Origin of the sequence: Collinsella aerofaciens ATCC 25986, assembly GCF_964259375.1 — a bacterium.
Taxonomy (GTDB): Bacteria; Actinomycetota; Coriobacteriia; order Coriobacteriales; family Coriobacteriaceae; genus Collinsella; species Collinsella aerofaciens_BO.
The window spans coordinates 1-13,977 of the sequence record NZ_CAXVJM010000004.1; the positions used below are offsets into that span (position 1 = coordinate 1).

Annotated in this window: 9 protein-coding genes and 1 rRNA gene; 7 read left to right on the top strand and 3 right to left on the bottom strand. The window is 59.2% G+C overall.

What is annotated here, in order from left to right; genetic code table 11:
- The first annotated feature begins 192 nt into the window (after positions 1 to 192).
- From rrf to uvrB, 4 genes are all read left to right on the top strand, one after another.
- Positions 193 to 308 (top strand): 5S ribosomal RNA (gene rrf, locus ACEXKH_RS02410).
- Positions 309 to 501: 193 nt separating this feature from the next.
- Positions 502 to 1,143 carry a dephospho-CoA kinase gene (coaE, locus tag ACEXKH_RS02415; RefSeq protein ID WP_373572957.1) on the top strand — a complete coding sequence of 214 codons (642 nt, stop codon included), beginning with the start codon at positions 502 to 504 and terminating at the stop codon, positions 1,141 to 1,143.
- On the top strand, positions 1,136 to 1,717 hold the full coding sequence (locus ACEXKH_RS02420; protein WP_373572958.1) for a lytic transglycosylase domain-containing protein: 582 nt from the start codon (positions 1,136 to 1,138) through the stop codon (positions 1,715 to 1,717). Before coaE ends, ACEXKH_RS02420 begins: the two co-directional genes overlap by 8 nt.
- 51 nt (positions 1,718 to 1,768) lie before the next feature.
- Positions 1,769 to 4,009: an excinuclease ABC subunit UvrB gene (gene uvrB, locus ACEXKH_RS02425; protein WP_373572959.1), complete on the top strand. Its 2,241-nt coding sequence runs from the start codon at positions 1,769 to 1,771 to the stop codon at positions 4,007 to 4,009.
- Between the two features lie 65 nt (positions 4,010 to 4,074).
- Here uvrB and ACEXKH_RS02430 read toward each other — a convergent pair whose 3' ends face one another.
- From ACEXKH_RS02430 to ACEXKH_RS02440, 3 genes are all read right to left on the bottom strand, one after another.
- Positions 4,075 to 5,715 carry an NAD(P)/FAD-dependent oxidoreductase gene (locus tag ACEXKH_RS02430; protein WP_373572960.1) on the bottom strand — a complete coding sequence of 547 codons (1,641 nt, stop codon included), beginning with the start codon at positions 5,713 to 5,715 and terminating at the stop codon, positions 4,075 to 4,077.
- A 79-nt stretch (positions 5,716 to 5,794) separates the two neighbouring features.
- Positions 5,795 to 7,066: an NAD(P)/FAD-dependent oxidoreductase gene (locus ACEXKH_RS02435; RefSeq protein WP_373572961.1), complete on the bottom strand. Its 1,272-nt coding sequence runs from the start codon at positions 7,064 to 7,066 to the stop codon at positions 5,795 to 5,797.
- Positions 7,067 to 7,897, bottom strand: coding sequence for an Mrp/NBP35 family ATP-binding protein (locus tag ACEXKH_RS02440; protein WP_196022673.1), 831 nt, complete (start codon positions 7,895 to 7,897; stop codon positions 7,067 to 7,069).
- A gap of 259 nt (positions 7,898 to 8,156) precedes the next feature.
- Here ACEXKH_RS02440 and uvrA point away from each other — a divergent pair, with 259 nt between their 5' ends.
- From uvrA to murJ, 3 genes are all read left to right on the top strand, one after another.
- On the top strand, positions 8,157 to 11,036 hold the full coding sequence (gene uvrA / locus ACEXKH_RS02445) for an excinuclease ABC subunit UvrA (protein ID WP_373572962.1): 2,880 nt from the start codon (positions 8,157 to 8,159) through the stop codon (positions 11,034 to 11,036).
- Positions 11,037 to 11,169: 133 nt separating this feature from the next.
- A complete protein-coding gene (ybaK, locus tag ACEXKH_RS02450) occupies positions 11,170 to 11,670 on the top strand; it encodes a Cys-tRNA(Pro) deacylase (protein ID WP_373572963.1) in 501 nt (166 codons plus the stop codon).
- Positions 11,671 to 11,673: 3 nt separating this feature from the next.
- Positions 11,674 to 13,977 carry a murein biosynthesis integral membrane protein MurJ gene (gene murJ, locus ACEXKH_RS02455; protein WP_373572964.1) on the top strand — a complete coding sequence of 768 codons (2,304 nt, stop codon included), beginning with the start codon at positions 11,674 to 11,676 and terminating at the stop codon, positions 13,975 to 13,977.

Below are 13,977 nucleotides of genomic sequence, written 5' to 3' on the forward strand. Positions count from 1 at the left end.
ACGTCCTCAGCCGAGCCGCACTAATCGCCCGAGCTCTTCCGGAACCGCACCTCGCGGCCCGCGGGACCCAGCGCTCACGCGCGGTCCGGGCACGAGGATGCCCCCGAGTCAGTTCCCTTTCCTATGCGCCATGCGGCCCCCAGGGCACGTAGATGAGACCCAGGACACCGTAACGGTGGGCGCCGCCCACCGGTCAGCGGCCAGAGCATGGGGGGCACGCCCGGTCCCGTTCCGAACCCGGAAGCTAAGCCCCATCGCGCCGAGAGTACTGCGGGGTCAGCCCGTGGGAGGCCAGGGCGCCGCTGACCGGTGGACGGCACCGAGCCGTCGCAACGGATTGAAGAAGGGGGAGGCCTCGCGGCCTCCCCCTTTTTGCGTTTGATAGAGAGTTGTAATACAAGAACTCGCCTTCGTTTAGCTTGTCTTACTGTTTGGCTGTATTTTGAGTCCTTCTTTTGTATTTGCGCGATAATAACTCCCATTGGCGTTAGGGAGGACTTGATGTTTACCGTTTTTGTCTTGGGCAATATTGCTTCGGGTAAGTCGACTGCCTGCCGCTACCTCGAATCTCATGGCGCCATGCTTATCGATCTTGATGAGCTTGCCAAATCGCTGTATGTGCAGGGCTCCGATATCGTCAATGCCCTCGCTGAAGAATTCGGTTGGGACATTCTGGACGGGGAGGGCGGCATTCGCCGCAATGTCCTCGCTGCTCGAGCTTTCGCCTCTCCTGATACAGTTGCGCGGCTCAACGACATCGTTCATCCGGTTCTCATCGAACAGCTGTCACTGAGGATTCTCGATCCGGTTTGCTGCACGGTTTCGTCCCCCCGTTATCCCTTTGCGGTTGTCGAAGTTTCTGCCCCGACTGGTTTTGAGGATGCTTTTGGCCTGGCTGATGAAATTCTGGTTATCAGCGCTCCTTTAGCAGTTCGTCGCGAGCGTGCCATTCATCGTGGTATGGAGTCCTCTGATTTTGATGCGCGCTCAGCATGCCAACCTGATGAGGCTTCGCTTTGCAATCTCGCTACGACGGTAATCGATAATGAGGCAGGCGATAACTCGCTCTTTGAACAACTGGACGCATTGCTTGCGCGTCATGGCTTCGGGGATGTAGTGGATAGGGAGGAGACCGATGCCTAAGACACATTTCTTTACGTGGTATCGCGTGGCGCCACTTGCCGTTATGTTCGTCTTCGGCCTTATTTCGCTCGTCTACTCGTATGCTCCCGCCGCCTTCTTTAAGCCTTTGTATCCAATTGACTACGAGGCGTACGTAAAGCAATCGAGCATTTCGCACAATCTTGATCCGTATCTGGTGTGTGCCGTCATAAAGTCGGAATCGAATTGGGATCCCGAGGCCGAGTCGAATCAAGGCGCACAGGGCTTGATGCAGCTGATGCCCGAGACTGCCCAGGATATGATTGCCAAGGGTCTTGTCGATGGCAGCGAGTATTCAGCCGACGACCTTAACGATCCCGCTACGAACATCGAGTTTGGCTGTGCGTATCTTTCGTATCTTCTGACGTATTTTAACGGGTCGACTGACAGTGCCATTGCCGCCTATAACGCCGGCATGGGCAATGTCGACGGATGGGCGCAGCAGAGCACGTCACTTCATAATGCAATCACCTTTCCCGAGACGCAGGCGTATCTGATTCGTGTCAATAATGCCTGGGTTCGCTACAAGACTCTCTATCCCGATCGGTTCGTATAGGACTATGCCTGCCGCCTGCGTATACTGCAGATATATTAGTTAGGAGTATCCATGGCGGAATTTGAAGTTGAGCGTGTTGGAGGAGAGCTTAAACGTTTTGGCGTTGAGGGCTCTGAGGTGCCGTTTAAGGTCGTGTCTCCATACGAGCCCGCTGGTTCCCAGCCTAAGGCCATTGAGTCGCTTGTGCAGGGTGTGAGGGACGGAGATCGCTATCAGGTTTTGCTGGGCGTGACTGGTTCGGGCAAGACTTTCACGATGGCTAAGACTATTGAGGCCCTGGGGAAGCCGACGCTGGTCATGGCTCCCAATAAAACGCTTGCCGCTCAGCTCGCGAGCGAGCTCAAGGAATTCTTCCCTAACAACGCCGTGGTCTATTTTGTGTCGTACTACGATTACTATCAGCCCGAGGCATATGTACCGCAGAGTGATACGTATATCGAGAAAGACTCCTCGATTAACGAAGAGGTCGAGATGCTGCGCCATCAGGCGACGGCATCGCTGCTATCTCGACGCGATGTGATCGTCGTCGCATCGGTCTCGTGTATCTATGGCATTGGCTCCCCCGAGGACTATGCGGGCCTAGCTCCGAACGTCGACAAGAAGGTGCCGCTCGAGCGCGATGACTTTATCCATGCGCTTATCGATATTCAGTACGATCGCAATGACTATGATTTGGCACGTGGCACCTTCCGCGTGCGCGGCGATGTCGTCGACGTGTATCCGCCCTATGCCGAGCATCCGTTGCGGTTTGAGTTCTTTGGCGACGAGGTCGAGCTGATTGCCGAGATCGACGAGGTCACCGGCGAGATGCTGCGTGAGTACGAGGCCATTCCCGTGTGGCCGGCCTCGCACTACGTGACTGAGAAGCCTAAGGTCAAAGCGGCTCTGAAATCAATCAGCGAAGAGTGCGAGAAGCGTGTGGCCGAGCTCAAGGCGACTGATAAGCTGCTCGAGGCGCAGCGTCTGCAGCAGCGCACCGACTATGATCTCGAGATGCTCGAGACCATGGGTTTCTGTAACGGTATCGAGAACTACTCGCGTCATCTGGACGGCCGAAAACCGGGCGAGCCGCCGTTTACCCTGATCGATTACTTTCCTAAGGATATGCTCTGCATCATCGACGAGAGCCATGTAACGGTGCCGCAGATCCGCGGCATGCACGAAGGCGACCGCTCGCGTAAGGTGACGCTGGTTGAGCATGGTTTTCGTCTGCCTTCGGCACTCGATAACCGCCCGCTTCGTTTCGATGAGTTTGAGGCGAGGATTCCCCAGTTCATCTACGTTTCGGCCACGCCGGGCGACTATGAGCTGCGGGTTAGCCAGAACGACGTTGAGCAGATTATTCGTCCGACCGGTCTGCTCGACCCCAAGATCGATGTGCGTCCGGTTCGTGGGCAGATTGACGATCTTGAGGACGAGATTCGCGAGCGCGTTGCCCGCAAGGAGCGCGTGCTGGTGACCACGCTCACCAAGCGCATGGCCGAGGACCTGACCGACCATCTGCTTGATGCCGGCATTAAGGTCAACTACATGCATTCCGATACGGCGACGATGGACCGTGTCGAGATCTTGCGAACGCTGCGCGAGGGAAAGATCGATGTTCTCGTTGGCATTAACCTGCTTCGCGAGGGTCTTGACCTTCCCGAGGTCTCGCTGGTGGCAATTCTCGACGCCGACAAGGAAGGTTTCTTGCGCAATCGCCGTTCGTTGATTCAGACGATTGGCCGTGCGGCCCGTAATGCCGACGGCGAGGTCATCATGTATGCAGACGTTGTGACCGATTCGATGAAAGAAGCCATCGAGGAGACGCAGCGCCGTCGTGAGATTCAGATGGCATATAACGAAGAGCATGGCATTGTGCCCAAGACGGTCCGCAAGGCCATTAACGACATCTCGAGTTTTATTGCCGAGGCCGAAAAGACTGTGGGCTCGAAGGGACGCTCGAAGGGCGACTCTCTGGGCCATGGTGCGTTCTATACGCCCGATGAAAACGGCGAGGGCGCCGCGCCGGAGACGGTGGCGCCCGAGCAAACGCTTGCCGAGCAGCTGGAAGGGCTACCGCATGACGAGCTCGTGCGGATCGTCGAGACCATGGAGGAAGACATGCGTAACGCTTCCGCCGCCATGGACTTTGAGGAGGCGGCGCGTCTGCGCGATGCCGTCGTTCAGATTCGGGCGATGCTTGAGGGCGCATCTGAGGACGAAACGATTGAGCGTTTGCGTTCGCAGGCTCGCAAGGGCTCTACCTTTGCTTCGGGCAGAAAACGCCAGGGTGCACGATTCAGGAAGTAGTGAACAGGCCCCGAGTTCCCTGTGGAGCTCGGGGCCTGTGTCGTTCGGACGCGAGAGTTCGTGCACTAGAGGTCTGCTATCAGCGCCTCAGCGCAACGGATGCCGTCGGTGGCGGCACTCATGATGCCGCCGGCATATCCGGCACCCTCGCCGCAAGGGTAAAGGCCCGGGGTCGACACGGCGTGGCATGTTCGATCGCGGATGACCGTAACCGGGGAGCTCGAACGCGTCTCCACGCCAGTGAGGACAGCATCGGGGCGGTCATAGCCACGCAGCTTCTTACCGAGCAGGGGGATTCCCAAACGAAGCGATTCGACGATATGCTGCGGGAGGGCATCGTCGATCGCCGTCCAGGTCACGCCAAGTGGATAGGTTGGTTTTATCTTTCCGGGTGCCGTGCTGGCGCGCCCCGTAAGGAAATCCCCGACGAGCTGTGCCGGCGCGTTCCAGTTGGAGCCACCCAGACGATAGGCGGCTCGCTCGCAGGCGCGCTGGAGCTCAATGCCTGCGAGCGGATCATCGCCGGGAAGGTCGTCAGGTGTGACGTTGACGAGTAGGGCGGCATTTGCGTTGCGCCCGTCGCGGGCATTGAGGCTGGCACCGTTGACGCACAGATGGCCCTGCTCGGAAGAAGCCGCGACAACCTGCCCGCCGGGGCACATGCAAAACGAGAACACGCTGCGGTCGTTGGGGAGATGGGCGACAAGCTTGTAGGGGGCTGCTCCGAGTGCCGGGTGCCCTGCCGAAGGGCCATATTGGGCACGGTCGATGTCGCGCTGAGGATGCTCGATGCGCACACCCATGGCAAAGGTCTTTTGCGCGAGGGCAACGTTATGTTCTTTGAGAAGCTCGAATACGTCGCGGGCGGAATGGCCGCAGGCGAGAATGAGGTGCTTTGTGGCGATTGTCTCGCTTGTGGTTTCTTGGGGTGGCTGAACATCGATGCCGGTGATGGCGCCAGAACCATCGGTTCGAATATTGACGAGCTTTGTTCGATAACGGACGGTTCCACCGAGCTGCTCGATGCGCTGAGAAATGTTGGTGACGACGATGGGGAGGATGTCGGAGCCAATGTGCGGCTTGGCGTCCCACAGGATATCGCGAGGTGAGCCCGCTTCGACGAAGGTCTCAAGAATCAGTCGATGGGCAGGATTCTTGGTTCCCGTGTTGAGCTTGCCGTCCGAGAAGGTCCCTGCGCCGCCCAGGCCAAATTGGATATTGCTTTCGGGGTCGAGGATACGCTCCTTAAGAAAGAGATCAATCGCTTCCGAGCGGCGAAGTGCGGGGTCGCCGCGCTCGATGAGCAGGGGTTTAAGGCCCGCTTCGGCAAGGGTCAGGGCGGCGAAGAGACCGGCGCAACCGGCGCCGACAACGACGGGACGCTCCTTGGGTGCATTCGGGACAGGGTTGGGGAATGAAGGCGCCTCGCCGTCTACCATGCGGATGCGCGAGCGGTCGCGCTCGGCGACGCGGTCGACCACCTCCTGCTCGAGTCGGGAGCTTGTCAGTTCAACTCGAAAGCTCAAAATAAAATGGACATCTCGCTTTTTACGGGCGTCGATTGACTTGCGATGGAGCTCAATGGCTTTAATCTGGGAATCCTCGCATCGCAGGGCTCGTTTGACGGCGCGTCTACCAATAGCAAGGCAGGCGGTTTCGTCGCCGGCCTCATCGAGTGACGCGTGGACTTGGGTGATTTCGATCATCGAGGTCTCCTTAGATGCAAGAAAGAGGCCGCCCGGTGTCCCAGACGGCCCGAATGCGTTTTGATTATAGACTGCGCGGCTATAGGCTGCTTGCAGCGCGAATACCCGAGATCCAAGCCCACGCAAGGTTGAAACCGCCGCAATCGGCATCGATGTCGAGTGCCTCGCCACAGATGTAAAGTGGGGCGCCTGCCGCGTTGCTCACGCAGAGGTTGGGAGCTGAGACGCTCTCGATGGGCACGCCGCCGCGCGTGACCTGGGCCGAACGCTCCTCTGTCGTTCCCTCGACGAGCAGCTTAAAGTGCTTGAGGATTGAGACCAGATGGATGACGTCGTGCGACCCGGGGTGGCACTGTTCGAATGCGGTGCAGACAACGCGAGAGAACTGCGGGGCGAGCATGCCGTCGAGCCAGCGGGGGTCGCGGGGTGAAAAGCCGCCGAGCAACTCAACTCGCTGGTTGAGCATATCGAGCAACTCGTCTTTGGAGAGGTCGGGGAAAACGTCGAGCAGAATCGTGTCTCCGCGCTGGACGCGACGGGAGAGGTTAAAGGCGGCAACGCCCGAGATGCCAAAGGTTCGGAAGAGCACTTCGCCGTCTTCGCGCCAGAGCTCCTCGTGATTGCGGGTGAGCGTCAAGCGGGCGCGGACGCGCAGGCCATCCAGCGTCTTGAGCGCAGTCTGGTCGCCGAAGACCGATGCCGACACGGGGCAGAGGACGGGGCGCTGCGGTGTGAGGGAAAGATTGAACGTCTTCGCGATGTCGGCGGGGCTGCCGCCCGTAGCGATAATTACGGCCTTTGCCTGCAGCGTCTCGTTCTTGCGAGGGGTGTCGGCGAGCGCCTTCCGAAGTGAGCGGACCTCCGATTTTCGGTCGTCGTGCTTTTTTGCCTTGAGTGCTCGCGCGGGACGGTCTATTTGGAGTGTCCAGCCCTCGGGGGCTTTGAATGCCGAGGCAACGTTTGCTCCACAGATCAAGGTGATACCCAGGTGATTGCAAGCGTTGAGAAGCGCATCGCGCACCGATTCGGCACGAAGGGAGCGCGGATACAGGCGGCCCTCCTCGGAGGTCGTCATGATGCCCAGCGAGGAGAAGAAACTGCCGAGCTCTTGCTCGGGCCGGGGACCCATGACGGATTCGACGAATGCGGGGTGGTTGTACCGCTGGAAATCAATTGATTCGTTGGAAAGGTTGCAGCGGCCGTTGCCGGTCGCAAGGAGTTTAAGGCCGCAGGCAACATCTCGCTCAACGATGCAGACGCTTTTGCCTGCGCGTGCGGCCGTAATGGCGGCGGCGAGACCCGAGGCCCCGCCGCCGATTACCAAGACGTCATAGGAGGCGTTTGTGTTCACTTAGGCCTCGGCGGTCTCGTGCGGGGCAATGGCCTCGACAGCAGAGACGGCTTGGGGCAGCATACCGTCGGGCAGTGCGGTCTCAACCTCGCCCTTGTCGCAAGCCTCGGCGAGTGCCGGATTGATGGGAAGCTGCCCTAGAATCTCGAGGTTGTAACGCTCGGCGACCTCGGGGAGCTTGCTCTTGCCAAAGACTTCGATCTTCTTGCCGCAATCGGGGCACTCGATATAGCTCATGTTTTCGACGATTCCCAGAATGGGCACGTTCATCTTCTCGGCCATGTTGACCGCCTTGGCGACGATCATCGAGACCAGATCCTGCGGGCTCGTGACGATGACGATGCCATCGACGGGCAGCGACTGGAAGACCGTGAGGGCGACGTCGCCCGTTCCCGGAGGCATGTCGACCAGCAGGTAGTCGATGGGGCCCCATGAGGTTTCGCTCCAGAACTGCCTGATGGCACCCGCGATAACCGGGCCGCGCCAGAGCACGGGGTCGGTTTCGTTTTGGAGCAGCAGGTTAGAGCTCATAACCTTGACGCCGTGCTCGGAGATTTCGGGCAGCATAAGATTGCCGAGGGCATGGACGTGACGTCCGCTCATGCCGAACATCTTAGGGATAGAGGGGCCGGTAATATCGGCATCGAGGACGCCGACCTTGTGACCGTGGCGGGAAAGCTCCGTGGCGATGGCGCCGGTGACGAATGACTTGCCGACGCCGCCCTTACCGGAAAGCACGGCGATAACGCGCTTGACCTCGGACAGCGTATTCTCCTCAAATTGCGACGGCGACGTTTGCCCGCCGGCTGCCTGTGCGTGCTCGCAACCCATGTTTGACTCCTTTGTATATGTTGGGGCCGGAGCCCCGCGGTGTGACACGAGCGTCATTGTACCCTCGTTTGCGAGCGGGAGTCATTCATGATGCGTGGCAGGCGATCGGCGGTATTCGAAAGTACGGACCGAGCGTGCGGTCTGCGGCGTCAGACAGCGCAAAAGGTCTGCGAATCTTGTATCACGAACATCTGTGCGCGTCGAGTGCGCTAAACTCATCGTCAGTGTGATTTGAAGCTGTAGGAGGCAAGGAGCTTCCATGTCTGATTCTTCTATCGTTATTCGCGGCGCGCGCGAGCATAACCTGCGCGATATCGATGTTTCCATTCCGCGTGACCAGCTCGTGGTCATAACCGGTCTTTCCGGATCGGGCAAGAGCTCACTGGCGTTCGATACCATCTATGCCGAGGGCCAGCGTCGTTATGTCGAGAGCCTTTCGAGCTATGCGCGTCAGTTTTTGGGCCAGATGGACAAGCCCGATCTGGACTCGATTGACGGCCTGTCGCCGGCCGTGTCGATCGACCAGAAGACGACGTCCAAAAACCCACGCTCGACGGTGGGCACCGTAACCGAGATTTACGACTATCTGCGTCTGCTGTTTGCTCGCGTGGGAACGCCGCACTGTCCTGAGTGCGGTCGTGTCATTGAACGTCAGACGACCGATCAGGTCGCCGATAAGGTGCTGGCGGCAGGGGAGGGCCGTCGCGCGTTTGTGTTGGCGCCGGTGGTTCGTGGACGCAAGGGCGAATATGCCAAGCTGTTTGAGGACCTGCGTGCGGAGGGCTTTAGCCGTGTGCGCGTCGACGGCGAGGTGCGCTCGCTTGACGACCCTATCGACCTGGACAAGAAATTCAAACACGACATTGAGGTCGTGGTCGACCGTATCGTGATTCGAGAGAATTCCCTGGGTCGCATTGCCGAGTCCGTCGAGCAGGCGACGGCACTGGCGCACGGTAACGTGAACGTGTACATGCTGCCCGACCGCGACGCTCCCGAGGGAACCGAGGGCGAGTTGCTGGAGTATTCGCTGGCACTGGCGTGCCCGGAGCACGGGCATTCCATCGACGACCTGCAGCCGCGCGATTTCTCGTTCAACGCGCCCTATGGTGCATGTCCCGAGTGCGATGGCCTGGGCTTTAAAAAGACAGTCGATGCCGAGGCGCTGATTGAAGACCCCTCAAAGTCGATTGCCGACGGAGTCTTTGGCAGCCTGTTCGGCAATTCAAACTATTATCCGCAGATTTTTGCTGCGGTCTGCAAACACTTTAAGGTGAGTGCCGATACGCCATGGGAGGACCTGCCCCCGCGGGTGCGTCGTGCGTTTTTGGATGGCATGGGCGACACGAAGATTTCGGTCGACTATCAAAAGCTCGATGGGCGTCGCAGCCAGTGGGACACTAAGTTCTCGGGCGTGCGCAACATCCTGTACGAGCGCTACAACGAGACGACGAACGAGAACACCAGGGCTCGCTTGGAGAAATACATTCGCGAAGAGCCATGCTCGAGCTGTCATGGTGCTCGCCTGCGTCCCGAGATGCTTGCCGTCACCGTGGGCGGCAAGTCCATTTACGATGTCTGCTGCCTGTCGTGTCGCGAGTCGCTCGAGTTTTTTGAGGGCCTGGAGCTTACCGAGCGTCAGCAGTTCATCGGCGGGCGCATCGTCAAGGAAATCCTGGAGCGCCTGCGTTTTCTGGTCGATGTCGGACTCGACTATCTGACGCTTGATCGCGCCTCGGCGACGCTTTCCGGCGGCGAGGCCCAGCGTATTCGCCTGGCAACGCAGATCGGTGCCGGCCTCATGGGCGTTCTGTACATTCTGGACGAGCCGTCGATCGGCCTTCACCAACGCGATAACGAGCGCCTGATCAAGACGCTCGAGCGCTTGCGCGATATCGGTAATACCGTTATCGTCGTCGAGCACGACGAAGATACCATTCGCGCTGCCGACTACGTGATCGATATGGGTCCCGGTGCGGGCGTTAACGGCGGACACGTGGTCGCCGCGGGAACGCCTGCCGATATTATGGCGTGCCCCGATTCCATGACGGGTGCCTATTTGACCGGCAAGCGGATGATCCGCGTGCCCGATGAGCGCCGCAAGCCCGGCCGCGGCTGTCTTAAGATTACGGGCGCCCGCGCTAACAACCTCAAAAACGTTACCGCCAAGATTGAGTTCGGTACGCTCACAGTCGTTACCGGTGTTTCGGGATCGGGCAAGAGCTCCCTGGTCACCGATACGATTGCGCCCGCGCTTACGAATGCCATCCACCGTTCGACGCGTCCCGTGGGGCCGTACAAGAAGATTGAGGGCATCGAGTGCATCGATAAGGTAATCGATATCGACCAGTCGCCGATCGGCCGCACGCCGCGTTCGAACCCTGCGACCTATATTGGCCTGTGGGATGATCTGCGTGCGCTATTTGCAAGCACGCCGGAGTCGAAGGCGCGCGGCTACTCGCCGGGACGTTTCTCCTTTAACGTAAGCGGCGGTCGCTGCGAGGCGTGCAAGGGCGATGGACAGATTAAGATCGAGATGCACTTCCTTCCCGATATCTATGTCCCCTGTGAGGTATGTGGCGGCAAGCGTTATAACCGCGAGACACTCGAGGTTACCTACCGCGGCAAGACAATCTCGGATGTGCTCGACATGAGTGTCACCGAGGCACTGGCTTTCTTTGGGAATATCCCGCAGATTAAGCGCAAACTGCAGACCCTATATGACGTGGGTCTGGGCTACGTGAGCTTGGGCCAGCCCGCTACGACGCTTTCGGGCGGCGAGGCGCAGCGCGTGAAGCTCGCCAAGGAGCTTCATCGTCGTCAGACAGGTAAGACGTTCTACATTTTGGACGAGCCTACAACCGGCCTTCATTTTGAGGATGTTCGCCAGCTGCTCGACGTTTTGCAGCGCCTGGTCGATGCGGGCAACACGGTTCTGGTGATCGAGCACAACCTTGATGTCATCAAGGTTGCCGACCGCCTGATCGATATGGGCCCCGAAGGCGGCAATGGCGGCGGAACCGTCGTGGTCTCAGGCACGCCGGAGGAAGTCGCGGCATGTTCGCAGAGCTACACGGGCAAGTTCTTGGCGCCGCTGCTCAAGCGTGACCGTGAGCGTCAGGCGCAGCTCGACGCACGGTAAAGAGACGTTGTAGTACCGACGCGCCACCGATTCCTTCTGATTCGGTGGCGCTTCTGTGTGTCGAGATGGCATATGCGGCGGAATTGGCCCTATACTTAATCCTTGCGTCGCTCTGCGAGGGAAAGGATGTGCCATGGCAAAGGCTGTTAAGACGCCAAAAACCAATGCGATGCGCGAGCTGGAAAGCGCCGGCATCTCCTATGTTCTCCATACGTACGAAGACGATGGCGATGAATCGTCAGGTCTGGGCGTCGCGATTTCCGAGCAGCTTGGCGAGGAGCCCGGTCAGGGATTTAAGACCCTGGTCTGCACGACGCCGTCCAACGACCATGTCGTGTGCTGCATTCCCGTTGCCGACGAGCTCGACCTCAAGGCCGCCGCGCGCGCCGCAGGCGAAAAGTCGCTGACCATGATGCATGTCAAAGATTTGCTTGCCTCGACGGGGTATGTCCGCGGCGGTTGCAGCCCGGTCGGTATGAAAAAACGCTTCCGGACGCTGATTGATGAGACATGCGTCCTTTGGGATACCATTTTTATCTCGGGTGGCAAGCGCGGCTATCAGCTTGAGCTTGCTCCCGATGACTTAGTTGCATTTTGCGGGGCGACGGTTGCCCCGATCACGAGAGAGGACTGAGCGATGCCGCAGGAAGAATCAAAGTCCGGAGCTCACTTTGCAAAAGGGTCGGCTCCTCAGGTGCCCGCGCCCGAGGCCGCTTCGTTCGATAACGAGATTCGAAACGCTTGGTCCGCTGCCGCTGACCCGGGCGAGACGGCCGTGTACTTGCGTGCCGCCGGTGTCGGCACGGCGCTTCCCCGCACGGTTCTTTCTTCGGCTCGTCCCGATGAGACAGCTGTCTTTTTGGCTGCCGCTCAATCTAGCGCCAGCGTGATGCCGATCGCCTCCGAGGCTCCTCGTGTGCCGCGTCCCGATGAGACGGCGGTGTTTTTGATGGCAGCCCAGGGAAAGAGCACGCCGAAGAGCGCTCCTGCCGCTCGTTCCGCCAAGCCCGCGGCTCATGATGATGGCGAACCGCTTCTTTCGGATGACGAATGGTCGCCGCTTGGTTCGACCGATCCCGTCGAGGGCGTGGCCATCGACGGTGATGACGACTGGGACCCTCTGTCGTTTTCTGCCCGAACCGTCGCCGCCAAAGAAGTTGACACGGTGTTTGGCGACCATGCCATATTCGATGATGATGCCGTATCTGGTAACAACATGCTGACCAGCGATGACGCCGCGCCTGCTGATGACGCCGTTTTGGTCGACGATCCCTTTGCGATGACTGGCTCCTTTACCGTCGTGGACGATTTGCCGCCACAAGATGAGGTTCATGAGGGCTCTCAGGACGACGTAGACGATATGGGTTCGTCGGACTACTCCACGGTTGGTCGTTCTGCTGGCCTCATGACCGTGCTGACCATCGTGTCGCGCGTCACCGGGTTTATCCGCACGTGGGCCATGGCGGCCGCCATCGGCATGTCGCTGCTCTCGTCCTCCTATCAGGTTGCCAACAACCTGCCCAACATGCTCTACGAGCTCGTGATGGGCGGCATGCTCGTTACGGCGTTTTTGCCGGTGTATATGGGCGTGAGGCGTGAGCAGGGCCGCGAGGCATCGAACGAGTATGTCGGCAACCTGCTCGGTATTCTGCTTCTGGTGCTGGGCGGCATCTCGCTGCTGGGCACCGTGTTTGCTCCCGGCTTTATTTGGACGCAGTCGTTCCTTTCGGGTAATGGCGACAGCATGGATACCGCTGCGTTCATGTTCCGCTTCTTTGCTATCCAAATTCTGTTTTATGGTTTGGGCTCGGTGTTCTCGGGTGTTCTCAACGCACACCGCGACTACTTCTGGTCGACGTTTGCCCCGGTTCTCAACAATGTCATCGTCATCGCCAGCTTTATGGGCTTTGCTCCCGTGTCTGCACAATTTGGCGAGCGGGTCGGCATTATCTTGATCGCAGCCGGTACGACCCTCGGCGTCTTTGTCCAGATGGCCTGCCAGATTCCCGCGCTCGGCAAGCATGGCGTGCATCCTCATATCCATATCGACTTTAAGGACCCCGCGCTGCGACAGACGATTGCGCTTGGTATCCCGACGCTGCTCGCCACGGTGTGCATGTTTGTCTCGACCTCCATTACCAATGCCGCCGCGCTGGTGGTGCAGCCCGAGACCGGCCCTTCCGTCATCGCATATGCGCGCCTGTGGTACACGCTGCCCTATGCGCTGATCGCCGCCTCGCTTTCGACGGCACTCTATACCGAACTCTCTCACGATGCGCAGGAGAAGGATTACGACAGCGTCCGCACGGGCATTTCGCGCGGTGTCGCCCAGATGCTCTTCTTCCTGATTCCGTTTGCGATGTACCTGATCGTCTTCGCCCGTCCGCTCAACATGATCTACTGCGCCGGCAAGTTCGATGAATCCGGTGTGGCGCTGGTGTCGGAGTTCCTTATCTATCTGGCACTTTCCCTGCCGCTCTACGGCGTGGTCGTGCTGATGCAGAAGAGCTTCTCGGCCCTGCTCGATATGAAACCTTATAGCCGCTATTGCCTGTACTCCGCTATCGGTCAGGCCGGTTCGGTGCTGCTGTTTGGCGTGGTATTGGGCTACGGTATGCCGGCAATTGCGCTTTCGTACGTCGTTGACTACGTGGTCTTGGTCGGATGCTCACTGTGGTGGCTGCGCCGTCGTCTGCATGGCCTTCAGGTCAAGTCTATCCTGCACGGCGGTTTCTTCGGCCTGTTGTTCGGTGGCTTGGGCGCTGCCGCGGGCGCCGGCGTCATGTGGGCACTTGAGCACTTTGTCGGAATGCTTGGCAGCTCGATCCTCATTACCCTGGGCTACGTTTGTGTTGCAGGCGTCGTCTCGCTCGCTGTAACTTTTGGTCTTGCCTTCGTCTTTAAGATGCCCGAGGTCTCGGCGCTGCTTCGTCGCAAGTAG

What these genes read in the sequence shown, in the direction of transcription:
- coaE (WP_373572957.1), top strand. Translation starts at nt 502, where the DNA reads ATGTTTACCGTTTTTGTCTTGGGCAATATTGCTTCGGGTAAGTCGACT.
- ACEXKH_RS02420 (WP_373572958.1), top strand. Translation starts at nt 1,136, where the DNA reads ATGCCTAAGACACATTTCTTTACGTGGTATCGCGTGGCGCCACTTGCC.
- uvrB (WP_373572959.1), top strand. Translation starts at nt 1,769, where the DNA reads ATGGCGGAATTTGAAGTTGAGCGTGTTGGAGGAGAGCTTAAACGTTTT.
- ACEXKH_RS02430 (WP_373572960.1), bottom strand. Translation starts at nt 5,715, where the DNA reads ATGATCGAAATCACCCAAGTCCACGCGTCACTCGATGAGGCCGGCGAC.
- ACEXKH_RS02440 (WP_196022673.1), bottom strand. Translation starts at nt 7,897, where the DNA reads ATGGGTTGCGAGCACGCACAGGCAGCCGGCGGGCAAACGTCGCCGTCG.
- uvrA (WP_373572962.1), top strand. Translation starts at nt 8,157, where the DNA reads ATGTCTGATTCTTCTATCGTTATTCGCGGCGCGCGCGAGCATAACCTG.
- ybaK (WP_373572963.1), top strand. Translation starts at nt 11,170, where the DNA reads ATGGCAAAGGCTGTTAAGACGCCAAAAACCAATGCGATGCGCGAGCTG.
- murJ (WP_373572964.1), top strand. Translation starts at nt 11,674, where the DNA reads ATGCCGCAGGAAGAATCAAAGTCCGGAGCTCACTTTGCAAAAGGGTCG.